The following is a 23,997-nucleotide window of genomic DNA, read 5'->3' as shown; positions in this document are numbered from 1 at the left end:
CCGGAATAGACAATTTCCATCCTTGCCGATAGTGATTCGTAAACATATATTTGCCAGGGCAAAGATTGCATTGGCAAAAAACATGTCGGCCAACCTGATGACGCCTTCCCTGAATCCCGCCGAGTACAACATGCAGGATAGCATCGGCTATCTGCTGGCGCGGGCGAAATCCGCCTTGACGCACGAGGTCGAGCAGGAAGTGAGCGCCCTCGACATCACCCATGTGCAGGCGGTGTGCCTGATGATGCTGGGCACCGGCCGCGCCAGCACCGTCACCGACCTCGGCCGCGAAATGGGCACCGACATGGGATCGGTGACGCGGCTGCTGGGCCGCATGGAAAAGCGCGGCCTGATCGAGCGCCAGCGCAGCACCTCCGACCGGCGCGTGGTGGAACTCTCGCTGACCGAACAGGGCCGGGCCATGATGGTGCACCTGCCCGCCATCTTCATCCGCGTGGTGGAACGCCGCCTGCGCGGCTTCTCGCCGGATGAAATCACCTGCCTGCGCACCATGCTGACGCGCGTCATCGATAACAACAGCGGATAGCGCCCGGCCGCACCGCCACGACAAGACTTGAAAACCAACAGCATGGCTCCGCCTCGGAGCGACACGATGAAATCAGCCCTCCCCTTCCCGCCCGCGCGGGCCGCGCATTTCCTGATGCGTCGCGCCGCCCCGCTGGCGCTGACCGCGCTGGCCGCAGCCGCGCTGGCCGGCTGTGCGGCCTTCGGCGATGCGCACAGCACGCTGAGCAAAACCGACCCGGCCGCGCTGGCCGCCTCGCAGACGCTGCCGGCCGAGCACGGCCAATGGCCTTCGATGGACTGGGTCGACCAGTTCCATGACCCTCAGCTGCGCACGCTGGTGGATGAAGCCATCCAGAACAGCCCGAGCCTGCAATCGGCTTATGCCCGCCTGGCCGCTTCGCGCGCGATGGCCGATGCCACACGCGCCGCGCTTTACCCCAGCGTGGATTTCGAAGGCAGCCTGACACGCCAGCGCTTCTCCCAGACCGACCTGTTCGCCGGCACCCCGTTGGCCGGCGCCTGGGAGAACCAGGGCCGCATGCAGCTGGGCTTGAATTACGATCTCGATTTCTGGGGCAAGAACCGCGCGGCCTTGCAGGCAGCACTGTCCGACGACCGCGTCACCGAGGCCGAAGCCCAGTCGGCGCGCCTGGTGCTGACAACCGCGGTGGCACGCGCCTACGCGCAACTGGCCGCGCTCTACGCCCAGCGCGACGTGGATGTGCGTGCCATCGCCCAGCGTGAAGACCTGAGCAAGCTGTCGCGCGACCGCCTGGCCGCGGGCCTCGACACCCAGGTCGAGACCACCCAGGCACGCGGTACCGTCGCCGCGGCACAGACCGACCTGCAGCGCGTGGACGAGCAGATCGCTCTGGTGCGCAACCAGCTCGCCGCACTGCTGGGCCTGGGCCCCGACCGCGGCCAGGCCATCACCCGCCCCACGCTGCTGGCCAACGCCTCGCCAAACGTGCCTGACGACCTCGCCATCGGCCTGCTGGGCCGGCGGCCCGACCTGGTCGCTGCGCGCTGGCGAGTGGAAGCCGCGTCCAAGGATATCGATGTGGCCAAGGCAGAATTCCTGCCCAACGTCAGCCTGACCGCCTTCGCCGGCTTCGCCTCGCTCGATACCAGCAAGCTGCTGATGGGCATCAGCCGCACCTTCGGCTTCGGCCCCTCGCTGACCCTGCCGGTCTTCGAAGGCGGCCGCCTGCGCGCCAACCTGAAGGGCAAATACGCCAAGTACGACTCGGCCGTCGCCAGCTACAACCAGACGCTGGTCGACGCACTGCGCGAGACCGCGGATGCCATGACCAGCATCCACAGCGTCGACCAGCAGATCCAGACCCAGAAACAGGCGCTGGACCTGGCCGAGCATGCCTATTCGCTGGCCACCACCCGTTACAAGGCCGGCCTGGGTACGCAGCTCACCGTGCTCAACGCCGAGAGCAACGTGCTGCAGCAGCGCCGCCTGGCCGCCGACATGATGTCGCGCCGGCTCGACCTGCAGATGAGCCTGATGAAGACGCTCGGTGGCGGCTACCGCGAGGAGGCCGGCGAAGCCGCCGAGTCCGGCGCCACCCCGGCGCCCGCCAGCCGGTCCACGGCAAATAACGAGGCGGCGGCGCGCGGCTGACGCGGCGCCTTCCGGATTGCACAGCCTATTTCCAGAAAGACAATCATGAGCGAAAACCAGAACGCGGCCGGCAAGCAGCCGCAACAAACCTCGAATCCCAACGGCAAGCGCAAGCGCATGCTGCTGACACTGACCACCGTGATCGTAGTCGCGGGCGTGGCCTACGGCGCCTACTGGGCCATGTACGGCCGCTACTTCGAGAACACCGACGACGCCTATGTCGCCGGCAACGTGGTCCAGGTCACGCCGCTGGTGGCCGGCACCGTGGTCTCGATCTCCGCCGACGACACCCAGCTGGTCACGTCCGGCCAGCCGCTGATCCAGCTCGATCGCGCCGATTCGCAGGTGGCACTCGAACAGGCCGAGGCGCAGCTCGCGCAGGCCGTGCGCGAAGTGCGCACGCTGTATGTGAACAACGGCTCGCTGGCCGCCAATGTGTCGATGCGGGAGGCCGATCTCGCCAAGGCCCGCGAAGACCTGCGCCGCCGCCAGGCGATCTCCGGCACCGGCGCGGTGTCCAGCGAGGAGATCTCGCATGCCCAGACCGCGCTCAAGGCAGCCGAGTCCTCGCTGCTGGCCGCCCGCGAGCAGCTGGCCTCGAACCAGGCGCTGACCGACCACACCACGGTCGAGAAGCATCCCAATGTACAGCGCGCCGCCGCCAACCTGCGCTCGGCCTACCTGGCCTATGCGCGTTCGACGCTGCCGGCGCCGGTCACCGGCTACGTGGCCAAGCGGTCGGTACAGGTAGGCCAGCGCGTCGCCGCCGGCAGCCCGCTGATGGCAGTGGTGCCGCTCGACCAGGTGTGGGTCGACGCCAACTTCAAGGAGGTCCAGATCACCCATATGCGCGTGGGCCAGCCGGTCACGCTGGAAGCCGACGTCTACGGCTCCAAGGTCAAGTACCAGGGCAAGGTCGAAGGCTTCTCCGCCGGCACCGGCTCGGCCTTCTCGCTGCTGCCGGCGCAGAATGCCACCGGCAACTGGATCAAGGTGGTGCAGCGCCTGCCGGTTCGCATTGCGCTCGACCCGCAGCAGCTCAAGGACCATCCGCTACGCGTCGGCCTGTCGATGAACGTCACCGTCGACGTACGCAAGGAGGAAGGCGCCGCCATGGCGGCCGCACCAGCGCCGCGCCCGCTGCAGACCGACGTCTATGAGAAGGTCGGCCACGATGCGGACGCGCTGATCGAGCGCATCATCTCGAACAACAACGGCGGCCGCCCGGCCAGCCTGCCGGCAACCCCGCAGGCCGACAGCGCCAGCGCCAAGCCAACGGCCGCCAACGCCAACAGCTGACATGGCCGCTACCGCCTCCGCTCCGGCCAGCCCGGACCGCAAGCCGGACACGGCTGCGCGCCCGGCGCCGCGGCCGGCTGCACCCGCCCCGCTGACCGGCGGCCGGCTGATCATCGGCACCATCGCGCTGTCGCTGGCCACGTTCATGAACGTGCTCGACTCGTCGATCGCCAACGTGTCGATTCCGGCCATCTCCGGCGACCTTGGCGTGGCGCCCAACCAGGGCACCTGGGTGATCACCTCGTTCGCCGTGGCCAACGCCATCTCGGTGCCGCTGACCGGCTGGCTGACCACCCGCTTCGGCGCGGTGCGGCTGTTCATCACCTCGATCCTGCTGTTCGTGCTCTCGTCGTGGCTGTGCGGCGTGGCGCCGAACCTCGAGGTACTGCTCGCCGCGCGGATCCTGCAAGGCGCCGTGGCCGGCCCGATGATCCCGCTGTCGCAGTCGCTGCTGCTGTCGAGCTATCCACCGCAGAAGAGCACCATGGCGCTGGCCTTGTGGGGCATGACCACACTGGTCGCGCCGATCATGGGACCGTTGCTGGGGGGCTGGATCTCCGACAACATGACGTGGCCGTGGATCTTCTACATCAACATCCCGGTCGGCCTGATGGCGGCCTACGCCACCTGGGTCATCTACCGCGAACGCGAGACACCCACCAAGCTGCTGCCGATCGACCGTATCGGACTGGCGCTGCTGGTGATCTGGGTCGGCTCGATGCAGCTGATGCTCGACAAGGGCAAGGAACTCGATTGGTTCCACTCCACCGAGATCGTGGTGCTCACGCTGGTGGCGGTGGTCGGCTTCCTGTTCTTCCTGATCTGGGAAAGCTACGAGAAGCATCCGATCGTCGATATCAGCCTGTTCAAGGGCCGCAACTTCAGTGCGGGCGTGGTGGCCATCTCCGTGGCCTACGGACTGTTCTTCGGCAACCTGGTGATCCTGCCCCTGTGGCTGCAGACGATCGTGGGCTATACCGCCACCGATGCAGGCATCGTGATGGCCCCGGTGGGGATCTTCGCCATCCTGCTGTCCCCGGTGATCGGCCGCAACCTGCCGCGGATGGATGCGCGCTGGGTCGCCACCACGGCCTTCATCACCTTCGGCATCGTCAGCCTGATGCGCGCGGGTTTCACCACGCAGGTCGACACCCGCACGCTGATGATCCCGACCCTGATCCAGGGCGCGGCGATGGCGATGTTCTTCATCCCGCTGACCTCGATCATCCTGTCGGGCCAGCCGCCGGAGAAGATCCCCGCCGCCTCGGGCCTGTCGAACTTCGTGCGGATCACCTTCGGCGCGATCGGCGCGTCGATCTCGACGACGGTATGGGAGAACCGCTCGGCGCTGCACCACGCGCGGCTGGTGGAGAAGGTCAACCCCTATGACACGGCCTATCTGGACCAGCTCAACCACCTGATGCAGATGGGCATGAGCCAGACCCAGGCCACCGGGGTCATCGAGCGCAATCTCAGCCTGCAGGCGTCGATGCTGGGCGCAAACGATATCTTCTGGATCTCCGGAGTGCTGTTCTTCGTACTGATCGGCTTCGTCTGGCTGACCAAGCCCGCCAAGGGCGGGGGCGGCGCCGACGCAGCGGCCGGCGCGCACTGAGCCCCCGCCGGCGCCGCGGTGCCCCCTCAGGCACCGCGGCGCCGGCCAAGTACCGTCTCGCCGCGCCAGCCCGCCTGCCCTGTCTCGATCCCCACGCGCAAGGCCTGCCATCCCGACGGCCGAGCCGGATTGCTTGCCAGCACATAGGCGGCTCGCAGGCAGCGATAGGGACCGAAGCCGAACCATTCCACCACTGGCAGCGTGCCGAGCACGTCGGGTGCGACGGGCATGGCGGGCTCCGCCAGCAACACTGCGCAGACCGCGTACGGTGTGCCACCCAAGCCGGCGGCTTCAGCGGCCGCCTGTGCATCGACGCTGGCGAGCGCGGCATCCACTGCCTCGAGCCATGCCGCCGGCCCGACACGGCCGATCCGGCCGCCGCTGCCGTTACCGCTGCCGATCGCATCGCCGAGCACGGCCACATGAAGCCGCATCGGCGCCCCTCCCGCGATCTGCGCCACGCAGCAGCCGTGCACCGGCTCATGGTCGACCCGCCCGAGCAACGCGGCCCCCTGCGCTGCCAGCGCGTCGGCCAGGTCCTGGCAGACGAGCCGGTCGCGCAGCCAGCGCCGCTCACCTTCCGGCAACTCCAGCGCGGCGACCTCGACACGCTCCCGCGCCCGGGCAGCGGACATTGGCCAGCGCTGCGCCCCCATCCAACGCATGATGGACATCCCTCTCTTCTCCCCGCTTTGCACACCCGCGGGCGGGCGGCGGCCAGCCGTTAGCGCCGCCCACCCCGCATGACCACGCGCAGCGCCAGTGCAGCGCGTATCGACTGGAAGCGACCGCCGCCCTCAGCCCGGCAGCACTTCCTCGACCAGCAGTTCGAGCGCCTGGCCGTCGCCCTCCACCGGCAAGCGCACCGGGCATCCCACAGGCGTACCCAGCAGCGCGACACCGGCCGGCGACAGAACGCTGAGCCAGCCGCGGCCGAAATCCGCCTGTTCCGGATAAACGATGCGCCAATGGAAGTGCTCGCGATGGCGCACCTCGATGCAGAGAAATGGCGCGTGCAGGCGCACCACCGCCGCCGGCAAGGCCTGGGCGGGACGGATCTCGGCCCGATCGAGCACGGCATGCAAGGAGCGGCGCAGTTCGGGCGCCGTGCGGGTGGAGACTGCCAGCTCGCGCAGGCGTGCGGCTTCGGCCGCGGTCAGGAAAACCGTGTTTCGCATGGCGACTCCCAAAGTCAGGGACGGCGCCGCGCTGGGAAGCGCGTGCCATCGTGTGCAGACAGGGCGCGCCGCGCTGCGCGCCCGAACAGGGTCTTGACGGGAGCGGGTTTCGGCCCGGTGCCTCGGCCTGGCGCGGACAGCGTCAGACGAGGGACCGGGCGGAGATGAGGACGGCGGCTGTCGCCGCGCGCAGGAGATAGGTGACGGCGGTGATCATGGTCGACGGTTCAACGTCCTGGCGATGTCGACATCGACAACCAGGACGGAAGCACCATTCAACCAGATTTCACAACAAAAGTGAAGGATTTTGCCGACGTTGGCCGCAGAAACAGACATTTCGCGAAACCAGGCGATCGAGGCCGCGGTTTGGCTAGAGCCTGACCAGTCGTTCGGGACGCAGCGCCCCTTCGCGCATGCGCGCCACCCCGAGCAACCGCCCGTCCTCCGCCGCGTACACGCGCGCCAGCATCTCTTCCTGCAGAGCCGGTGCGCCGGCCGGCAGGTCGCGCCTTGCGATCCGCTGTCCCTGCAGGAAGCGCGCACTCGCCGCAGCATCGAGGGACACGGGCGGACAGCGCTGCAACAGGGCATCGACGGGCGCCAGCAAGGCCGGACGCTGTTCGTCCGCCTGCTGCTCGATCTGTTCCAGCGTGACAGCACCCGCCAGGCTCAGGTCGCCCACTTGCGTGCGGCGCAGGGCGGTCAGGTGGGCACCACAGCCCAGGGCTTCACCGATGTCTTCGGCCAGGGTGCGGATATAGGTGCCCTTGCTGCAGCGGACACGCATGGAAAAACCCGGTTGTGCCGGCAACGTGCAATCGAGCAGGGCAAGCTCGTGGATGGTGACGCGCCGCGCGGCGCGCTCCACGGTTTGCCCGGCACGGGCATATTCGTACAAGGGCCGGCCGTCCTTCTTCAGCGCCGAGTACATCGGGGGCACCTGCTCGATCTCGCCGATGAAACGCGCCAGCACCGCATTCAGCGCTTCGGGCCCGCACGTCACGGGACGCCGCTGCAGGACCTCTCCCTCCGCATCGCCGCTGGCGGTGGTCACACCCAGGCAGACGGTCGCCTCATAGGTCTTGTCGGCTTCGAGCAGATCCTGCGAGAACTTGGTGGCTTCGCCGAAGCACAAGGGCAGCAGCCCGGTCGCCAGCGGATCGAGTGTGCCGGTATGTCCGGCCTTGTTCGCGCGCAGCAGGCGCTTGGCACGCACCAGGGCGTCGTTGGACGACAGCCCGAGCGGTTTGTCGAGCAGCAGCACGCCATGCACGTCGCGGCGCGGCAGGCGCGGCGGGCGGGACGCGTTGGAATCGGTCATCGGAATCTGGAAGGAAGCGCGGCGGGCGATCGCTACGATGCACGGCCGCGCCGGAAGGCCCCTGCCGTTGCGGCAGGGCCGGCCGCCCGGATCAGTCGTCCTTGGCGCGGTCGGCGTTGGCCTGGTGGATCAGCTTGGACATCTCGATGGCATGTTCCACCGAGGTATCGTGATGGAAATGCAGCGTCGGCACCGTATGGATATGCAGGCGCTTGAACAGCAGCGAGTGCAGGTAGCCTGCCTTCTCGTTGAGAGCCGCCGCGGCCGCCTCGGGTTCGGCGCCCAGCACGGTGAAGTACACCTTGGCGTGCGCGTAGTCCGGCGTCAGCGTGACTGACTGCAGCGTGACCAGGCCGAGGCGCGGATCACGCAGCTCTCGCTGGATCATCTCGGCCAGGTCCTTCTGGATCTGGTCGGAGATACGGAGATTGCGGGAGGAAATGGAGCCTTTCTTGGCCATGCGAACCTGCGTTGTCGAGATGGCGGCGGCCGGTCCGGCCGGCCGCCGCCGCGCCCGCCTTACAGCGTGCGCGCCACCTCGGTGATTTCAAACACTTCGAGCTGGTCGCCTTCCTGAACGTCGTTGAAGTTCTTGATCGACAGACCGCACTCGAAGCCCTGCTTGACTTCCTTGACGTCGTCCTTGAAACGCTTGAGCGAGTCGAGTTCGCCGCTGTGGATGACCACGTTGTTGCGCAGCACACGCACCAGCGACGAGCGCTTGACCAGGCCATCCGTAACCATACAGCCGGCCACGGCGCCGACCTTCGGCACGCGGAACACCTGGCGCACCTCGATCTGGCCGATGGTCGTCTCGCGCTTTTCGGGCGCCAGCATGCCGGACATCGCCGCCTTGATCTCGTCTACCGCATCGTAAATGATGTTGTAGTAGCGGATGTCGATGCCATTGTGCTCGGCCAGCTTGCGCGCGCCAGCGTCGGCACGCACGTTGAAGCCGATGATGACCGCCTTCGAGGCCGTCGCCAGGTTGACGTCGGACTCGGAGATACCGCCCACCGCGGCGTGCACGATCTGCACGCGCACCTCGTCGGTCGACAGCTTCTGCAGCGATTGCACCAGCGCTTCCTGCGAGCCCTGCACGTCTGCCTTGACGATCAGCGGCAGCGTCTGCACTTCGCCTTCGCTCATCTGCTCCAGCATGGTCTCCAGCTTGGCTGCCTGCTGCTTGGCCAGCTTGACGTCGCGGAACTTGCCCTGGCGGAACAGCGCGATCTCGCGCGCCTTGCGCTCGTCCGGCAGCACCAGCACTTCCTCGCCGGCGGCCGGAACCTCGGACAGGCCCTGGATTTCCACCGGGATGGACGGACCGGCTTCCTTGGTCGGCTTGCTGTTCTCGTCCAGCATCGCACGGACGCGGCCGTACGCACTGCCGGCCAGCACCACGTCGCCACGCTTGAGCGTGCCACTGGTGACCAGGATGGTCGCGATCGGGCCCTTGCCCTTGTCCAGCTGGGCTTCCACCACCAGGCCCTTGGCCGGGGCATCGACCGGTGCCTTCAGTTCGAGCACTTCCGCCTGCAGCAGCACCTGCTCCAGCAGTTCGTCCACGCCCGTACCCATCTTGGCCGACACCGGAACGAAAGGCGAATCGCCGCCGTACTCTTCCGGCAAGACCTGCTCGGCCACCAGTTCCTGCTTGACGCGATCGGGATTGGCATCCGGCTTGTCGATCTTGTTGATCGCCACCACGATGGGCACGCCCGCTGCCTTCGCGTGCGAGATCGCCTCCTTGGTCTGGGGCATCACGCCGTCGTCGGCGGCCACCACCAGGATGACGATGTCGGTTGCCTTGGCACCGCGCGCACGCATGGCGGTGAACGCCTCGTGGCCCGGGGTGTCCAGGAAGGTGATCACGCCACGCTCGGTCTCGACGTGGTAGGCACCGATATGCTGCGTAATGCCGCCGGCTTCGCCCGCAGCCACCTTGGTGCGGCGGATGTAGTCCAGCAGCGAGGTCTTGCCGTGGTCGACGTGACCCATCACGGTCACCACCGGCGGACGCGGCAGCTGCTCGGCGTCGGTATGCTCCTCGCCGACGTCCAGCAGGGCTTCCGGATCGTCCAGCTTGGCGGCGAACGCCTTGTGGCCCATTTCTTCCACCACGATCATGGCGGTTTCCTGGTCCAGCACCTGGTTGATGGTCACCATCTGGCCGAGCTTCATCATCTGCTTGATGACCTCGGATGCCTTGACGGCCATCTTGTGCGCCAGGTCGGCCACCGAGATAGTCTCGGGCACGTGCACTTCGCGCACCACCGGCTCGGTCGGCGCGTGGAAATTGCTGCGGCTGTCATCGACCTGCTGCTTGCCACCGCGGCCGCGCGGACCACCGCGCCAGCCACCGACACCACCGGAGGAATCGCCGCGGGTCTTCAGGCCGCCACCCTTCTTCTTGCCTTCGTCCTGCCAGGTCGACGAGCTGCCCGACTTCAGCACCTTGCCCGACTTCTTGTCGGTCGTGGCAGCGGTCGTCGTGGTCGTGGCAGGCTTCTTGTCTTCCTTCTTGGCCTCGGTACCGGCCGGCTTGACCGGCTTGTGCAGGGTGCCGGTCTGCTCGGCCTTCTTTTCCTCGGCCTTGCGCTCGGACGGCGCCTTCAGCACGCGCGCGGGCGCATTCAACATCTGCTGGATGGCGCGGGCCTCGGCCTCGGCGGCCTCGCGACGCTTACGCGCGGCATCCTGCTCGGCGCGCGCCTTGTCGGCGGCTGCCTTGGCATCATCGGCGGCCTTCTGCGCCACGGCACGCTCGGCTGACAGACGGTTCTTCTCGTCCTCGGCCGTCTTGCGCGCCGCTTCCTCGGCAGCATCGTTCGCCGCACGGCTGGCCGCAGCCTCTTCCTCGGCCTTCGCCCTGGCGAGTTCGGCCTGGCGGCGTTCCTCGGCCTCCAGCGCTTCCTGCCTGGCGCGACGTTCGGCCTCTTCGCGCTCGGCGGCCTCGCGGCGCGCCTTCGCTTCGGCTTCCTGGCGAGCCAGCAGTTCCGCCTGCTGACGCTCTTCCTCCTCGCGGCGTGCCTGATCGGCAGCCTCGGCGGCGGCATCGCGGCCGTCGTGCGCGTCGACCTGGCCATCGCCGCCGGCCTCGTCACGCTTGATCAGGACGCGCTTCTTGCGCACCTCGACCTGCACGGTGCGCGTCTTGCCTGTGGAGTCGGCCTGGCGGATCTCGGAAGTCTCGCGCTTGGTCAGCGTGATCTTCTTGCGGGCGCTATCGTCCGCGGCGCCATGGACGCGCTTCAGATAGTCCAGCAGCCGGGTCTTGTCCGACTCGGTAACAATGTCGTCAGCAGTGGCTTTGCCCACTCCAGCTGCCTGCAATTGTTCCAGCAGGGCAGCTGCGCTGCGACTCAGTTCTGCGGCCAGTTGGGCAACTGTTGTGCTTGCCATTCAAACCCTTTCAATGCTCGGTTTCTACGTCGGGACAGTTTCGTTCGCGGAAATCGCGCCCGGGGCGCGCGGGCCCCGGGCGTGTCCCTCAGTTAAACCAGTGTTCCCGTGCCTTCATGATCAGCGCCTTGGCTTCTTCCTCGCTGACGCCGATCATCTCGATCACTTCGTCGACGGCCAGCTCGGCCAGGTCGTCGCGCGTGTGGATATTGCCTTCCGCCAGCTTGCCGATCAGTTCCGGGGTCAGGCCTTCGAGGGAACGCAGATCCTGCGACACCTCTTCCACCCTTTCTTCCCGGGCCAATTCCATCGTCAACAGCGCGTCGCGCGCGCGGTTGCGCAGTTCGTTGACCGTGTCCTCGTCGAACGCCTCGATCTCCAGCATCTCGCTGATAGGCACGTAGGCCACTTCCTCCAGCGTGGAGAAGCCTTCTTCGATCAGGATGTCGGCCACTTCCTCGTCCACGTCCAGCTTGGCCATGAACAGCTTGCGCACGACCTCGCTTTCCTCGGCCTGCTTCTGCGCCGACTCTTCCTGGGTCATGATGTTGATCTGCCAGCCGGTCAGCTCGGACGCCAGCCGCACGTTCTGCCCGCTGCGGCCGATGGCGACGGCGAGGTTCTCCTCGTCGACCACCACATCCATGCAGTGCTTCTCTTCATCGACCACGATCGACTGCACTTGCGCCGGTGCCAGCGCGCCGATGACGAACTGCGCCGGATCCTCCGACCACAGCACGATGTCCACCGCCTCGCCGCCGATCTCATTGCGCACCGCGGTCACGCGCGTGCCACGCACGCCGACGCAGGTGCCGATCGGATCGATACGCTTGTCGTGGGCGACCACGGCGATCTTGGCGCGCACGCCAGGATCGCGCGCGGCGGCCTTGATCTCCAGCAGGCCCTGCTCCATCTCGGGTACTTCGTTCTCGAACAGCTTGACGAGAAATTCGGGCGCGGTGCGCGACAGCTCGATCTGCGGTCCGCGTGCGGTGCGGTCGACGTTCAGGATGTACGCACGCACACGGTCGCCGGTGCGCAGGTTCTCCTTCGGGATGATCTGGTCGCGCGCCAGCAGCGCCTCGACGCGGCCAGACTCGACGATCAGGCCCTTCTTGTCGGCACGCTTGACCGTGCCGGTCATGATCTTTTCGCCGCGGTCGAGGTAGTCGTTCAGGATCTGCTCGCGCTCGGCGTCGCGGATGCGCTGCAGGATCACCTGCTTTGCGGCCTGGGCGCCGATACGGCCGAACTCGACCGACTCGATCTGTTCCTCGATGTAGTCATCGAGCTTGATGTCGGGATTCTGCTCGACCGCCTCGAACAGCAGGATCTGTTTGTCCGGCTCCTGCAGGCCTTGTTCATCGGGAACGACAAGCCAGCGGCGGAACGTTTCATGCTCGCCACTTTCACGATCGATCGCGACACGGATGTCCACGTCTTCCTCGAAGCGCTTCTTGGTGGCCGAGGCAAGAGCCGCCTCGAGCGCACCGAATACCACATCCTTGTCGACGTTCTTCTCACGCGCAAGCGCATCGACGAGCAACAGAACTTCGCGGCTCATTGCTTGTTCCCTTTTCTTTGATTTCCTTTGAAGTCGATCACCGGCACCAGGCGCGCGCGGTCGACATCGGATACAGTGAATTCCAGCAGCGACGGGCCGTTCTTCCCTTCGAACTCCAGGCCGATCTTCTCGGCGCCAAGCTCGCCGGCCGGTGCCTGCAGCACGCCGACGAAGTTCTTCTGCCCGTCGACCGGCAGGCGCAGCGTGACCCTGGCCTGCGCGCCGGCGAAGCGGACGTAGTCGGCCAGCTTCTTGAGCGGCCGGTCCAGCCCCGGAGACGACACCTCGAGGCGCTCATAGTCGACGTTCTCGACCGTCAGCACGTGCGTCAACTGCCGGCTGACCTTCTCGCAATCCTCGATGACGATGCCCGTCTCAGGCTGATCGATATACACGCGCAGCAATCCTGCCGGGGCACGCTCGAGCTCGACCAGCTCGTACCCCATGCCGTTCAGGGTGGTTTCGATCAAATCTGCCAGATGCACTGTATTCCCGAGTAATGGCCTTCAAACACGATCGCGGGCCGTGCGGCATCCGCTTCGGCTCGCCGCGCCACCCCCGAAACGAGAAACCGGATGGAGCAAAAAAAAATGGGCGCAATGCCCATCATTCGCTCACCCATCTGAGGATGACACTTTTGAATAGACTTGGATTATACGCAGATTATGTGCAAAAGGCAAAAGGCCGACCGGGCAGCCACGCCACCCGGCTTTGCGCCTTTCACCGCACCTCAGCGGTTTCCGCCGCGCTGGCCGCCACCACCACCGCCGCCACCGCCGCTACGACCACGCGGGCGCCGGTTGGCGCCACCGGATTTGGCCGCCTTCGGCATCACGTTGCCGTTCACATCGCCGCCACGTCGCTGCTGTTGCTGGCGACCGGCACCACCGCCGCCGCCGGCGCCAGCCTTGCCGCGCCCACCACCCTTGTTGCCGCCCTTGTTGCCACCCACCGGCATGGCTGCACCGGGAAGGCTCACGCCGCTGGCAAGCTTGGAATGCGAAGTCAGCAGGGTGGGACCGTGACTGATGTACCCCATCGACGTCTGCATCGGGTCCGGCTGGCCACGGCCGGCACCATTGCCCCGGCCGCCTGCCGCACGCTCGAAGCGCGGCAGGCCGTCCATGCCGGTCGGCATCGGCATACCTGCCAGCGCCGCTTCCTCGCGCTGCTTGCGGCCGCCGACCTTGGTCACCCCCTTGCTCGATTGCTCGCCCTTGCCGGGCAGCTTGAGCCCGATGCCGCTCATCAGCGCGCGTACCTCTTCGGCCTCCAGCTCGTGCCAGCGACCGCGCTTGAGTCCGCGCGGCAGCAGAAACTGTCCGTAGCGCGTGCGGATCAGGCGCGACACCGTCAGCCCCACCGCCTCGAACATGCGGCGCACCTCGCGGTTGCGCCCCTCGGTCAGGGCCACGTGGTACCAGCGGTTGATGCCCTCGCCGCCGCCATCAGCGATGCGCAGGAAGCTCGCCTCACCGTCGTCGAGCTGGATGCCGTGCAGCAGCCGCTGGCGATCGGACTCGGCCAGCTCACCCAGCGTGCGCACCGCGTACTCGCGCTCGACGCCGTAGCGCGGATGCATGAAGCGGTTGGCGATGTCCCCGGAGGTGGTGAAGATCAGCAGGCCTTCCGTGTTGAAGTCCAGGCGGCCGACCGCGACCCACTTGCCGGTCTTCATGCGCGGCAGGTTGTCGAACACGGTCGGGCGGCCTTCCGGATCCGACTGACTAACGATCTCGCCGGACGGCTTGTGGTAGAGCAGCACGCGCGGCGGCTTGCTCGAAATCTTGCGGGCAATCAGCTTGCCATTGACGCGGACCTGGTCGGTCGGCAGGATGCGCTGGCCGATATGGGCCGGCAGGCCATTGACCGACACGCGCCCCTGCAGGATCAGTTCTTCCATCTCGCGGCGCGAACCCAGCCCGCCATCGGCCAGCACTTTGTGCAGCTTGGGCGCATCATCGTCGGCCGACAGTTCGCGCACCGGCTTCGCCTTGGTGCGCGGCACCACGGTCTCTTCCTGGTCGAACTGGTCCGAGATCACGAAGCGGAACAGATCGTCGGGGCTGCCAGTACCCTTGGACGCGCCCTGACGCGGCTGCGTGGCCTTGCCCTTGGCCTGCGGGCGGCCGCCGGCCTTGGCCGACTCGCCGGCCGGCTTTGCCGCCCGCCCCTGCTGGCCTTGTCCCGGCCTGCGCTTGCGCGCACCACCTTCGCGGCCACCCGGCGCGGCCGGCACCGGCTGCCCGTCCTGGCCCGGCGCAGCCTGTGCCGCTTCGGCACGGATGGCCTCGGCTTCCGCGTCGACCGCTGCAGCCTTGCGCTTGCCGCGGCTGCGCCCTGCCGACTTGCCGCCTTGAGCCGACGCCGCCGGCGCAGGCTCGCCAGGCGCGGCATCGCCGCCTTCGGGCGCCGCGCCACGGCCGGCCTCTCGATCCTGCGCCGCCTGGCGGCGGCTCGCCACCAGATTGCGCAAGCCGCGCCGCAGGCCCTTGCGGCGTGCGCCGCCCTCGGGAGATGCGCCGGACTCGGCCGCACTGCCGGCATCGCTGCCCGGCGCATCCGCGTGGCGGACGTCTTGCTCTACAGAATCGGACAAAGTATTCACAATCGGATGTTGCATGGGTTCAGTTAGGCAGGCGCTCGTCGCGCGCATCGCGCTCGCCGTCTGCCGGCGTGAGAGCATCGGCCGGCTGGGCGGATGCGGTCTCGGTATCGGGTACGCCGTCGGCCGGCGTCCGCGCGGACGCCTCGGCGGCATGGCTGGCTGGCTCAGGTATCTGCCGCACAGCCTGGGGAACGGCGTCAAACCCGGCGGGAACCTGCCCAGGTGCGGCTTCGATGATCGCCTCGGTAAGCGTCGCCGGCGCCAGGCCGCCGGCGACACGGCCGGCCTCGGCGACCGTCATGCCATCCAGGGCCAATTGCCCCTCCGCATCCTGCCCGGCGGGCACGCCGGCCTGGCCAAGCGACTCGAAGTCAATGGCCTGCTGGTCCAGCAAGGCCGCCTGGATCTGCGCTTGCGCATCCTCCAGCTGGGGCAACTCGTCCAGGGTACGCAAGCCGAGATCATCGAGGAAAGCCTTGGTGGTCGCGTACAGCGCGGGTCGCCCTGGCACATCGCGATGGCCGATCACTTCGATCCATTCGCGGTCCTCGAGCCGCTTGATCACCTCCGTGCTGACGGTCACCCCGCGGATCTCTTCGATGTCGCCGCGGGTTACCGGCTGCCGGTACGCGATGATCGCCAGCGTCTCCATCACCGCGCGCGAGTATTTCGGCGGCTTCTCCGGATTCAGGCGATCGAGGTATTCGCGCATGCCGGGCCGGCTCTGGAAACGCCAGCCACTGGCCAGCGCCACCAGTTCCACGCCCCGATCACGCCAATCCAGACGTAACTCGTCCAGCAGCACGCGGATGGTGTCGGCAGCCACCTCATCGGCGAACAACCGTCGCAGTTCCGCCACGCGCAAGGGCTCCTGCGCGCAGATCAACGCAGTCTCGAGGACGATTTTCGCCTCTTGGGTATTCATATACGGATGTGTGCAGCCTGTCTTTGCACCTGCCCCCGGCGGACCGCCGGAGGATTCGGGGATTTCGGATCCAGCGAGGCCGAAGCGCCATCGCCATCTCATTGCGCGGCCGGCCGGCATGCCGTCCGCATGAAAGCCGCGCGCCCATCTTATTCTGCTTCGGGTTGCCGGGTCAGTCCGGCGGAGAATTGCCCTGCTGCCGGCCTCAGCGCCGGCCGAAAGGCCTCTTGCGTTGCACCGCCCTTCTGGAGCGGCGGATCGGCGCGAACGGGTCCAACCCCTTCCGCCGCAAGAACGATGCAGTCATCCGCACGGTGTTGCGCACCTCCCGTCGCGCAACGCCCAGCCGGTCTTTTGAACCGGAGATCTTGTCAACCGGCATGGCTTGCTGCGAGGTGGCTACGTCCGTCAGCAACATTCTGCCCGGACTGGCCTCAGGACGGCCGTTCGAGTTGCCCGGCCATGCGCGCGGCAGCGCCAGCGCGATAGATACTGCAATGCTGCCGATTGTAGGGCATTCCGGCCCGGCGCTGCAACCGCCGATCACCAGCGCGGCGCCTTCGGCACACCCGACAAAGTGCCTCACGCATCACCAAAACAGAAGAACCCCCTTCAGAACACCACACAGAAGCCGTGTGCGGCGAGCGTGTGCGGCAACATCGCCGCCCGCACAAGCCCGGCCGCACCAAACCCCATCACTGCCACGCCGGCACCGACGCGCACCCAGGGCCGGCGCGACCAGCCGCGCAACGCGCCGGACAGGCCGGACAACATCAGCAGGTTGGGCAAGGTCCCGAGACCGAATACCCCCATCAGCAAGGCCCCCGACAACGCGTTGCCGGCAAGCAACGATAGGGTGAGCGCACCGTAAACCATGCCGCACGGCACCAGCCCCCACGCCAGACCGATGCCGAAACGCCTGAGCAAGCGCGGGCGGACCTGAATCGGGGCGGACGGGGCACCGGCGCGCCGCCCGCGGAGGCGGCCTGCCAGGGCTCCGGCCCCACGCGCCACCAAGCGCTCCAGCGCGGCGAACTGCGGCGCGCGCCCGGCCAGCAGCCACAGGCCGGTGCCCAGCAGGACCATGCTGCCAGCGGCAAACAGGCCGCGCTGCAGCGGCAGGTATTGGGCTCGCCAGGCACCGGCGCCGACCGCGCCCAGCGCGGCACCGAGCAGCATGTAAGTCACCACCCGCCCCGCATGCATGGATAACTGTTCACGCAACCAGTCCCGCGGCCTGCGCAGCACGACGACCGGCGCTTCCGCCTGCGGCCGCTCGACCGCCAGTGCAATGCCGCCGCACATGGCTGCGCAGTGCACGCCACCCAGCAAGGCCAGCAGAAAAACACTGAAAAAGACCGCCGCAGTCAACTTTCGCTCCCCTTCGGATGCCTTCACACAGTAAAATGCAGAAATTGCGCCCTCGCAGCTCAACGACAATAGGCCCCGGCTTGCTCAATTCCATCCCCGTCACCGCGATGTCGCCCCGTTGCTCGTCCTGCTCGCTCGGACACCTGTGCGTGCCGGTCGGCATGAACCGCAACGACATCGAAAAGATCGACTCGCTGGTGAAGGAACGCGTGCGAGTCCACAAGGGCGAGACGCTCTACCGGCTCGGCGAACCCCTGAGCGCAGTCTACGCGGTGCGCTTCGGCACCCTGAAGACACACGTGACGATGGAAGACGGGCGCTCGCAGATCACCGGCTTCCACCTGCCGGGCGAAGTCGTCGGACTCGACGGCCTCGGCGAGATGCAGCACGCGTCGGATGCTACCGCACTGGAAGACACCGAGGTCTGCGTGATGCGCTTCAACGACCTGCAGACCCTGTCGACCACCGTGCCGTCGCTGCAGCAGCAGTTCCTGCGCATGATGAGCAAGGAGATCACGCAGGACCAGGTCATGCTGCTGACGCTCGGCTCCATGCGCGCCGAGGAGCGCCTGGCCGCCTTCCTGGTCAACCTGTCCGAGCGCCTGTCGGAACGCGGCTACTCGTCGACCGAGTTCGTGCTGCGCATGAGCCGGGAGGAAATCGGCAGTTATCTCGGCCTCAAGCTGGAAACCGTCAGCCGCCTGTTCTCGCGCTTCGCCGAGGCCGGGCTGATCCAGATCCGCCAGCGCCACGTCAAGCTGGTCGACGTACCCGGCATCAAGCAGATCTACGGCAAGAGCTGCTGACCAAGCCGAGGGCGCAGGCATCCGGCGCCTTCGACAGGCCCCGTTCTGCCCAGCCCTTCGGCCTGCGCGCATCCCCTACTCCAGTTCGTCGGTATCGCCGAGGCGCACCGGCATCGTATAAAAGGTCAGGGCGCTCGACAGCGAGCACAGCAGCCAGGCCAGCAGGAAGCCGATGGTGTAGACCGCCTCGCGCGAGGCCTCGACCGGCCGCCCGAACAGCCTGAGATCGCTTGGATCCACCAGCGAGAACACCGCGGCGGTTGCCACACCGGCGACCAGGAAGGCCGGCCACAGGACCCACATCAGCCAGCGCAGTCTCATGGCCGCTCCGTGGCTGTCGCGCCGGACACTGCCCGCGCCGCGCCCTGCCGCTCGACCACCAGCCCGTGCCGGCTGACGCCCTCCTCGATCGGCTTGTCGGGATGCGTCATCGCCAGCCAGATGGTCACGCCGCAGGCGGCCATCGCCGCCAGCGGCCCGCTCATCAGCAGCCAGGGCCAGGGTTCCTTCCACCACGGCCGCACGGCCTGCTGCATCGTGCCGGCGTCCGTCAATGATTGTCGGGCGGGTCCTTGCATGGCTTCGCTCCTTGCTGTTACGCACGGCGGCATCGTGGCCGCCCCGCTTGTCTGCCCTGCGGCAATCCCCTCCGCACGCCCTACAGGTCGCGCGGCACGATGAAACTGGTCGATTGGTTCACCTCGACGACATGCCCCTCCTCCTGGCCGCCCTGCACCGTCACGCGGATCTTGTGCGTGCCCTGCCGCGCCTGCTCGAGCGGCACGCGCACGCGGATGGCCAGCAGGCGGTTCGAGGTCGGTGCGAGTTCGCCGGTCGCCCCGTCGGACTCCACGCGCAGCTTGCCGAGTTCCGCACTGTCGGCGCGGATGGTGAACTGCATCGGCGCCTCGCTAGTATTGATCAGCTGCAGGCGGTAGACGTTCTCCACCCAGCGCCCCTCGACTTCGCGCCCGAGGCTGCCGCGGTCGCGGATGATATCCACCTTCAGCGGCGTGCGCAGTGACAGCGAGATGGCGAAGCCCGCCAGCAGTGCCAGCCAGATCGCCGAATAGATCATCACGCGCGGACGCAGCAGGCGCTTGCGCGTCGCCTGGGCCGACCAGCCCTTGCGCATCGCGTTCTCCGACGTGTAGCGGATCAGCCCGCGCGGGTAGTCCATCTTGTCCATCACCTGGTTGCAGGCATCGATGCAGGCGCCGCAGCCGATGCACTCGTACTGCAAGCCGTCGCGGATGTCGATGCCGGTCGGGCAGACCTGCACGCAGATGCTGCAATTGACGCAGTCGCCAAGCCCAGCGGCGCGGTGGTCGGCCTTGCGCGAGCGGCTGCCGCGCGGGTCGCCGCGGCCGCTGTCGTAGGTGACGACAAAGGTGTCGCGGTCCACCATCACGCTCTGGAAGCGCGCGTAGGGACACATGTACTTGCACACCTGCTCACGCATGAAGCCCGCGTTGCCCCACGTGGCGAAGGCGTAGAACAGCATCCAGAAGGCCTGCCAGGGCCCGAGCGCGAACGCAGCCACCTGCCCGCCCAGCTCGCGGATCGGCGCGAAATAGCCGATAAAGGTGAAACCGGTCCACAGCGCCACCACGATCCACAGCAGATGCTTGGTCGCCTTGATGCGCAGCTTGCGCAGCGACCACGGATCGCCGTCGAGGCGGATGCGGGCGAAACGATCGCCTTCGACATGCCGCTCGATCCACATGAAGATCTCGGTATAGACCGTCTGCGGACAGGCATAGCCGCAGAACAGCCGGCCGGCGATGGCGGTGAACAGGAACAGGGCCAGCGCCGAGATCACCAGCAGCACGCTCAGGTAGATCACGTCCTGCGGCCACAGCACCAGCCCGAAGATATAGAACTTGCGCGCGCCCAGGTCGAACAGCACCGCCTGGCGCCCGTTCCACTGCAGCCACGGCGTACCGTAGTAGATCAGCTGCGTCAGCAGCACGAGCCAGACGCGCCAGTTCGAGAAGGCACCGCTGACCGAGCGCGGGTAGATCTTGCGGCGGACTTCATACAACGCCTCGTCGACCGACTCGGTCGCAGGCGCTGCGGTTGCCGGCCCGCCCTTGCGGGCCAGCGGTTCCGTCTCCGGTGCATTCATTGGCTGGCTCCGGCGGCGCACGCGCCCTGCGGCGCGGCGCGATGCACTTTCCTCATCGTGACGCCTCCGGCGCGTTCGACAGCCCCCAGACGTAGGCGGTCAGCATGCGGATACGTTCCGGCGTCAGGATCTCTTCATGCGCAGGCATATGGTTGTTGCGTCCCTTCAGGATCCCCTCGACGATGGTGGACTCCGAGCTGCCGTACAACCATGTGTTGTCGCTCAGGTTCGGTGCGCCCAGCGCCTGGTTGCCCTTGCCGTTGGCGCCATGACAGGCCGCGCAGGTGGACTTGAACGTGCCCTCGCCACGTGCGGCACGGATCGGATCGTAGGCCAGGCCCGACAGGGAACGCACATACTGCGCCACGTCGCCGGCGAGCTTGGCATCGATGACCGCCGAGAACGGAGGCATCACGCCATTGCGACCCTTGGTGATGGTCTGCTGGATGGTCTCCGGCTCGCCGCCGTACAGCCAGTCGTGATCGCTCAGGTTGGGGAAGCCGCGGCTGCCGCGCGCGTCCGAGCCGTGGCATTGCGCGCAATAGTTCAGGAACAGCCGCTGCCCGATCTCTCGCGCCTCCGGATCGGCCGCCACCTGCTTGATATCCATCTTCATGTACTTCGCGTAGACCGAGTTCTGCAGTTTCTCCGCGGCCTGCCGGTGCGCTGCGAGTTCGCCTTGTGTGGAGAACTTCAGCAGGCCGGCGTAGGAACCGAGCCCCGGATACAGCACCAGGTAGCCCAGGCCGAAGATGCAGGCCAGCAGGAACATCCACATCCACCAGCGCGGCAGCGGGTTGTTGAGCTCGCGCAGGTCGCCGTCCCAGACATGGCCGGTGTCCTCGACCGCGCCCTGTGCCTTGGCGACCTTGCGTTGCGAGAACAGCAGCCAGACGCACCACACGATGCCCGCCAGGGCGATCGCCGCGATGTAGTAGCTCCAGAAATCCGAGATGAAGTCGCTCATGAACTGATCTTCCTGCTAGATGTGGTATCCACATGGCTGCCCGCGCCCGCCACCGACGTCTCGTCAGGCAGTGCGAACGGCAGCATGGCCGACTCTTCGTTGGCGCGCCGGCGGCCGGCGGACCAGGCCCACCAGCAGATGCCGAGGAAGAAGAGCATCGACAGCACGGTCGAGAATGCGCTCAGCATGGCCATGGCCTCACTCCTTGGCCGGCTGCCCGCCGGCAACCGCGGTGTCGACCCGCACATTGCGCTTGTTGATGCCCAGGCCCTGCAGATAGGCCACCAGCGCGTCTTCCTCCGTCTTGCCTTCCAGCTCGGCCGGCGCCTTGGCGATCTCGTCGTCCGTGTAAGGCACGCCCAGGCGGCGCAGCGCATGCATGCGCGCCTGCACGTCATGCGTTGGCAGCACGGTCCTCTCCAGCCACGGGTAGGCTGGCATCACCGATTCCGGCACCACGTCACGCGGGTTGCGCAGGTGGATGCGCTGCCAGTCGTCCGAATAACGGCCGCCCACGCGCGCCAGATCCGGGCCGGTACGCTTGGAACCCCACAGGAAGGGATGGTCGTAGACCGACTCGCCCGCGGTGGAGTAATGGCCGTAGCGCTCGGTCTCGGCCTGCAGCGTGCGGATCTGCTGCGAGTGGCAGCCGACACAGCCCTCCCGGATATAGATGTCGCGGCCCATCAGGCGCAGCGCCGAGTATGGCTTGATGCCGGGATCGGGCTCGGTGGTCGAGTGCTGGAAGAACAGCGGCACGATCTGCACCAGGCCGGCAATGCTGACGACCACGATGGTGCAGATGATCAGCCAGCCGACATTCTTCTCCAGCGTCTCGTGCGAAAAGAAGCTTCGATTCTCAGACATGGTCCTTTCCTGGGCGTATCAGTGGGCGGTGGCCGGCAGGCTCGCCGGGATCGGTGCATCGACCGCGGGCCGCCCGACGATCGTCTTGGCCACGTTGTAGGCCATCAGCAGCATCCCCGAGAGGAAGCAGATACCGCCCGCCAGGCGGATCAGGTAGAACGGGTACTTGGCCTTGACCGCCTCGACGAAGGCGTAGGTCAGCGTGCCGTCCGGCTGCGTGGCACGCCACATCAGGCCTTCCATCACGCCGGCGATCCACATCGAGGCGATGTACAGCACCACGCCGATGGTGGCGATCCAGAAGTGCAGCTCGATCAGGCGCACGCTATACATCTGCTTCTCGCCGAACAGGCGCGGGATCAGGTAGTAAAGCGAGCCGATCGAGATCATCGCCACCCAGCCCAGCGCACCCGAGTGCACGTGGCCGATGGTCCAATCCGTGTAGTGCGACAGCGCGTTGACGGTCTTGATCGACATCATCGAGCCCTCGAAGGTCGCCATGCCGTAGAAGGACAGCGCCACCACCAGGAACTTGAGGATGGGATCGGTGCGCAGTTTGTGCCAGGCGCCCGACAAGGTCATAATGCCGTTGATCATGCCGCCCCAGGACGGCGCCAGCAGGATCAGCGAGAAGACCATGCCCAGCGACTGCGCCCAGTCGGGCAGCGCGGTGTACTGCAGGTGGTGCGGGCCGGCCCACATATAGGTGAAGTTCAGCGCCCAGAAGTGGACGATGGACAGGCGGTACGAATAGATCGGACGCTCGGCCTGCTTGGGAATGAAGTAGTACATCATGCCCAGGAAGCTGGTGGTCAGGAAGAAGCCCACCGCGTTATGGCCGTACCACCACTGCACCATGGCGTCCTGCACGCCGGCATAGGCCGAGTAGGACTTCCACATCGACACCGGCATCTCGAGGTTGTTGACGATGTGCAGCAGCGCGATGGTCAGGATGTAGGCGCCGAAGAACCAGTTGGCCACGTAGATATGCTTGGTCTTGCGCTTGATGATGGTGCCGAAGAACACCACCGCGTAAGCCACCCACACCAGCGTGATCAGGATATCGATCGGCCATTCCAGCTCGGCGTACTCCTTCGAGCTGGTGATGCCCATCGGCAGCGTGATGGCCGCCGCCACGATCACCAGTTGCCAGCCCCAGAAGGTGAAGGCCGCCAGCGGACCGCAGAACAGGCGGGCCTGGCAGGTGCGCTGGACCACGTAGTACGAGGTCGCGAACAGCGCGCTGCCGCCGAAAGCGAAGATGACTGCATTGGTGTGCAAGGGGCGCAGGCGCCCGAACGACAGCCACGGCGTGTTGAAGTTGAGCTCCGGCCAGATCAGCTGTGCTGCGAGCAGCACGCCGACGGCCATGCCGACGATCCCCCAGACCACAGTCATGATGGCGAATTGCCTCACGACGCCGTAGTTGAAGGTGTCGACGCGTGAAGACGCGGCAGTGACATCCATTCAGACCCCCCAAGACTAAGTAGTGAAAACCGATCTGGCGAAAGCGCCGATGATGTGAATGTATGAAGCCCGGGCCCCGCGTGCGTTGATCTGCATCAAGCGCCCCCCGCTGCGCGCAGAACCGAAGGCATCGGCCACGGTCGCACGCCACCTGCCACCGCCCTCAGGACGGCTTGTCGTTGTCGAGCAGCACCGCTTCGGCGGGCCGGTCGAGGTCGTCGTACTGGCCGGCGTGCAAGGCCCACCAGAAGGCGCCGGCAATCAACACGACCAGCGCCAGACTCAGCGGCACCAGCAGGTAAAGCGTTTCCATGG

General features: G+C 66.8%; 24 protein-coding genes. 5 read left to right on the top strand and 19 right to left on the bottom strand.

Annotated elements, in window-relative coordinates; translation table 11 throughout:
• Positions 1-82: 82 nt before the first annotated feature.
• From BKK79_RS18570 to BKK79_RS18555, 4 genes are all read left to right on the top strand, one after another.
• Entirely contained in the window at positions 83-547 is a 465-nt protein-coding gene (locus tag BKK79_RS18570; protein ID WP_071013785.1) for a MarR family winged helix-turn-helix transcriptional regulator, read from the top strand.
• A 66-nt stretch (positions 548-613) separates the two neighbouring features.
• Entirely contained in the window at positions 614-2,161 is a 1,548-nt protein-coding gene (locus BKK79_RS18565; protein WP_071038210.1) for an efflux transporter outer membrane subunit, read from the top strand.
• A gap of 45 nt (positions 2,162-2,206) precedes the next feature.
• The gene (locus BKK79_RS18560; protein ID WP_071038209.1) at positions 2,207-3,460 is read left to right on the top strand and encodes an HlyD family secretion protein; all 1,254 of its coding nucleotides are present in this window, start codon (positions 2,207-2,209) and stop codon (positions 3,458-3,460) included.
• Between the two features lies 1 nt (position 3,461).
• Positions 3,462-5,075, top strand: a complete 1,614-nt coding sequence (locus BKK79_RS18555; protein WP_071038208.1) for a DHA2 family efflux MFS transporter permease subunit — start codon at positions 3,462-3,464, stop codon at positions 5,073-5,075.
• Between the two features lie 26 nt (positions 5,076-5,101).
• On the opposite strand, the gene BKK79_RS18550 is transcribed toward BKK79_RS18555, so the two are convergent.
• The 11 genes from BKK79_RS18550 to BKK79_RS18505 all read right to left on the bottom strand — a co-directional run bounded on the left by BKK79_RS18550 (position 5,102) and on the right by BKK79_RS18505 (position 17,447).
• A complete protein-coding gene (locus BKK79_RS18550; RefSeq protein ID WP_071038207.1) occupies positions 5,102-5,749 on the bottom strand; it encodes a hypothetical protein in 648 nt (215 codons plus the stop codon).
• Between the two features lie 123 nt (positions 5,750-5,872).
• Complete coding sequence (locus BKK79_RS18545; RefSeq protein WP_071013798.1) at positions 5,873-6,253, bottom strand: GreA/GreB family elongation factor; 381 nt, start codon at positions 6,251-6,253, stop codon at positions 5,873-5,875.
• Between the two features lie 370 nt (positions 6,254-6,623).
• The gene (gene truB, locus BKK79_RS18540) at positions 6,624-7,574 is read right to left on the bottom strand and encodes a tRNA pseudouridine(55) synthase TruB (RefSeq protein ID WP_071038206.1); all 951 of its coding nucleotides are present in this window, start codon (positions 7,572-7,574) and stop codon (positions 6,624-6,626) included.
• A 91-nt stretch (positions 7,575-7,665) separates the two neighbouring features.
• The gene (rbfA, locus tag BKK79_RS18535; RefSeq protein ID WP_071013803.1) at positions 7,666-8,034 is read right to left on the bottom strand and encodes a 30S ribosome-binding factor RbfA; all 369 of its coding nucleotides are present in this window, start codon (positions 8,032-8,034) and stop codon (positions 7,666-7,668) included.
• Positions 8,035-8,093: 59 nt separating this feature from the next.
• The gene (infB, locus tag BKK79_RS18530) at positions 8,094-10,979 is read right to left on the bottom strand and encodes a translation initiation factor IF-2 (protein WP_071013805.1); all 2,886 of its coding nucleotides are present in this window, start codon (positions 10,977-10,979) and stop codon (positions 8,094-8,096) included.
• Between the two features lie 88 nt (positions 10,980-11,067).
• Positions 11,068-12,543, bottom strand: a complete 1,476-nt coding sequence (nusA, locus tag BKK79_RS18525) for a transcription termination factor NusA (protein ID WP_071013808.1) — start codon at positions 12,541-12,543, stop codon at positions 11,068-11,070.
• Positions 12,540-13,028 carry a ribosome maturation factor RimP gene (gene rimP / locus BKK79_RS18520; RefSeq protein WP_071038205.1) on the bottom strand — a complete coding sequence of 163 codons (489 nt, stop codon included), beginning with the start codon at positions 13,026-13,028 and terminating at the stop codon, positions 12,540-12,542. The genes nusA and rimP overlap by 4 nt, the downstream gene beginning before the upstream one ends.
• 245 nt (positions 13,029-13,273) lie before the next feature.
• Positions 13,274-15,166, bottom strand: a complete 1,893-nt coding sequence (gene rluB, locus BKK79_RS18515) for a 23S rRNA pseudouridine(2605) synthase RluB (RefSeq protein WP_071038204.1) — start codon at positions 15,164-15,166, stop codon at positions 13,274-13,276.
• 4 nt (positions 15,167-15,170) lie between these two features.
• A complete protein-coding gene (scpB, locus tag BKK79_RS18510) occupies positions 15,171-16,076 on the bottom strand; it encodes an SMC-Scp complex subunit ScpB (RefSeq protein ID WP_071013813.1) in 906 nt (301 codons plus the stop codon).
• 205 nt (positions 16,077-16,281) lie between these two features.
• A complete protein-coding gene (locus BKK79_RS40415) occupies positions 16,282-16,662 on the bottom strand; it encodes a hypothetical protein (RefSeq protein ID WP_157128441.1) in 381 nt (126 codons plus the stop codon).
• A gap of 26 nt (positions 16,663-16,688) precedes the next feature.
• A complete protein-coding gene (locus tag BKK79_RS18505; RefSeq protein WP_071013816.1) occupies positions 16,689-17,447 on the bottom strand; it encodes a sulfite exporter TauE/SafE family protein in 759 nt (252 codons plus the stop codon).
• Between the two features lie 80 nt (positions 17,448-17,527).
• Between BKK79_RS18505 and fnr the strand changes: the two genes are divergently transcribed.
• Positions 17,528-18,253 carry a fumarate/nitrate reduction transcriptional regulator Fnr gene (gene fnr, locus BKK79_RS18500; RefSeq protein WP_071013819.1) on the top strand — a complete coding sequence of 242 codons (726 nt, stop codon included), beginning with the start codon at positions 17,528-17,530 and terminating at the stop codon, positions 18,251-18,253.
• Positions 18,254-18,328: 75 nt separating this feature from the next.
• On the opposite strand, the gene BKK79_RS18495 is transcribed toward fnr, so the two are convergent.
• The 8 genes from BKK79_RS18495 to ccoS all read right to left on the bottom strand — a co-directional run bounded on the left by BKK79_RS18495 (position 18,329) and on the right by ccoS (position 23,995).
• Positions 18,329-18,574 carry a hypothetical protein gene (locus BKK79_RS18495; RefSeq protein ID WP_071013821.1) on the bottom strand — a complete coding sequence of 82 codons (246 nt, stop codon included), beginning with the start codon at positions 18,572-18,574 and terminating at the stop codon, positions 18,329-18,331.
• Entirely contained in the window at positions 18,571-18,789 is a 219-nt protein-coding gene (locus tag BKK79_RS18490) for a hypothetical protein (RefSeq protein WP_071016462.1), read from the bottom strand. The genes BKK79_RS18495 and BKK79_RS18490 overlap by 4 nt, the downstream gene beginning before the upstream one ends.
• A 122-nt stretch (positions 18,790-18,911) precedes the next feature.
• Positions 18,912-20,381: a cytochrome c oxidase accessory protein CcoG gene (gene ccoG, locus BKK79_RS18485; RefSeq protein WP_071013824.1), complete on the bottom strand. Its 1,470-nt coding sequence runs from the start codon at positions 20,379-20,381 to the stop codon at positions 18,912-18,914.
• Positions 20,382-20,433: 52 nt separating this feature from the next.
• On the bottom strand, positions 20,434-21,348 hold the full coding sequence (gene ccoP, locus BKK79_RS18480; RefSeq protein ID WP_071013826.1) for a cytochrome-c oxidase, cbb3-type subunit III: 915 nt from the start codon (positions 21,346-21,348) through the stop codon (positions 20,434-20,436).
• Complete coding sequence (locus BKK79_RS18475; RefSeq protein ID WP_071013828.1) at positions 21,345-21,542, bottom strand: cbb3-type cytochrome oxidase subunit 3; 198 nt, start codon at positions 21,540-21,542, stop codon at positions 21,345-21,347. The genes ccoP and BKK79_RS18475 overlap by 4 nt, the downstream gene beginning before the upstream one ends.
• A 4-nt stretch (positions 21,543-21,546) precedes the next feature.
• Complete coding sequence (gene ccoO, locus BKK79_RS18470; protein ID WP_071013831.1) at positions 21,547-22,215, bottom strand: cytochrome-c oxidase, cbb3-type subunit II; 669 nt, start codon at positions 22,213-22,215, stop codon at positions 21,547-21,549.
• Positions 22,216-22,233: 18 nt separating this feature from the next.
• Positions 22,234-23,682 carry a cytochrome-c oxidase, cbb3-type subunit I gene (ccoN, locus tag BKK79_RS18465; RefSeq protein ID WP_071013834.1) on the bottom strand — a complete coding sequence of 483 codons (1,449 nt, stop codon included), beginning with the start codon at positions 23,680-23,682 and terminating at the stop codon, positions 22,234-22,236.
• 163 nt (positions 23,683-23,845) lie between these two features.
• Positions 23,846-23,995 carry a cbb3-type cytochrome oxidase assembly protein CcoS gene (gene ccoS / locus BKK79_RS18460; RefSeq protein WP_071013837.1) on the bottom strand — a complete coding sequence of 50 codons (150 nt, stop codon included), beginning with the start codon at positions 23,993-23,995 and terminating at the stop codon, positions 23,846-23,848.
• Positions 23,996-23,997: the final 2 nt, after the last annotated feature.

This window comes from Cupriavidus sp. USMAA2-4, from assembly GCF_001854305.1.
GTDB lineage: Bacteria > Pseudomonadota > Gammaproteobacteria > Burkholderiales > Burkholderiaceae > Cupriavidus > Cupriavidus malaysiensis.
Note: the sequence above shows the minus strand (reverse complement) of the source record. Positions and strands in the feature narration are given on the sequence as shown.

Excerpts from the sequence above, each read along its gene's own strand:
- BKK79_RS18570 (WP_071013785.1), top strand. The coding sequence starts at position 83 with ATGTCGGCCAACCTGATGACGCCTTCCCTGAATCCCGCCGAGTACAAC.
- BKK79_RS18565 (WP_071038210.1), top strand. The coding sequence starts at position 614 with ATGAAATCAGCCCTCCCCTTCCCGCCCGCGCGGGCCGCGCATTTCCTG.
- BKK79_RS18560 (WP_071038209.1), top strand. The coding sequence starts at position 2,207 with ATGAGCGAAAACCAGAACGCGGCCGGCAAGCAGCCGCAACAAACCTCG.
- BKK79_RS18555 (WP_071038208.1), top strand. The coding sequence starts at position 3,462 with ATGGCCGCTACCGCCTCCGCTCCGGCCAGCCCGGACCGCAAGCCGGAC.
- BKK79_RS18550 (WP_071038207.1), bottom strand. The coding sequence starts at position 5,749 with ATGTCCATCATGCGTTGGATGGGGGCGCAGCGCTGGCCAATGTCCGCT.
- BKK79_RS18545 (WP_071013798.1), bottom strand. The coding sequence starts at position 6,253 with ATGCGAAACACGGTTTTCCTGACCGCGGCCGAAGCCGCACGCCTGCGC.
- truB (WP_071038206.1), bottom strand. The coding sequence starts at position 7,574 with ATGACCGATTCCAACGCGTCCCGCCCGCCGCGCCTGCCGCGCCGCGAC.
- rbfA (WP_071013803.1), bottom strand. The coding sequence starts at position 8,034 with ATGGCCAAGAAAGGCTCCATTTCCTCCCGCAATCTCCGTATCTCCGAC.
- infB (WP_071013805.1), bottom strand. The coding sequence starts at position 10,979 with ATGGCAAGCACAACAGTTGCCCAACTGGCCGCAGAACTGAGTCGCAGC.
- nusA (WP_071013808.1), bottom strand. The coding sequence starts at position 12,543 with ATGAGCCGCGAAGTTCTGTTGCTCGTCGATGCGCTTGCGCGTGAGAAG.
- rluB (WP_071038204.1), bottom strand. The coding sequence starts at position 15,166 with ATGCAACATCCGATTGTGAATACTTTGTCCGATTCTGTAGAGCAAGAC.
- scpB (WP_071013813.1), bottom strand. The coding sequence starts at position 16,076 with ATGAATACCCAAGAGGCGAAAATCGTCCTCGAGACTGCGTTGATCTGC.
- BKK79_RS18495 (WP_071013821.1), bottom strand. The coding sequence starts at position 18,574 with ATGAGACTGCGCTGGCTGATGTGGGTCCTGTGGCCGGCCTTCCTGGTC.
- BKK79_RS18490 (WP_071016462.1), bottom strand. The coding sequence starts at position 18,789 with ATGCAGCAGGCCGTGCGGCCGTGGTGGAAGGAACCCTGGCCCTGGCTG.
- ccoG (WP_071013824.1), bottom strand. The coding sequence starts at position 20,381 with ATGAATGCACCGGAGACGGAACCGCTGGCCCGCAAGGGCGGGCCGGCA.
- ccoP (WP_071013826.1), bottom strand. The coding sequence starts at position 21,348 with ATGAGCGACTTCATCTCGGATTTCTGGAGCTACTACATCGCGGCGATC.
- BKK79_RS18475 (WP_071013828.1), bottom strand. The coding sequence starts at position 21,542 with ATGGCCATGCTGAGCGCATTCTCGACCGTGCTGTCGATGCTCTTCTTC.
- ccoO (WP_071013831.1), bottom strand. The coding sequence starts at position 22,215 with ATGTCTGAGAATCGAAGCTTCTTTTCGCACGAGACGCTGGAGAAGAAT.
- ccoN (WP_071013834.1), bottom strand. The coding sequence starts at position 23,682 with ATGGATGTCACTGCCGCGTCTTCACGCGTCGACACCTTCAACTACGGC.
- ccoS (WP_071013837.1), bottom strand. The coding sequence starts at position 23,995 with ATGGAAACGCTTTACCTGCTGGTGCCGCTGAGTCTGGCGCTGGTCGTG.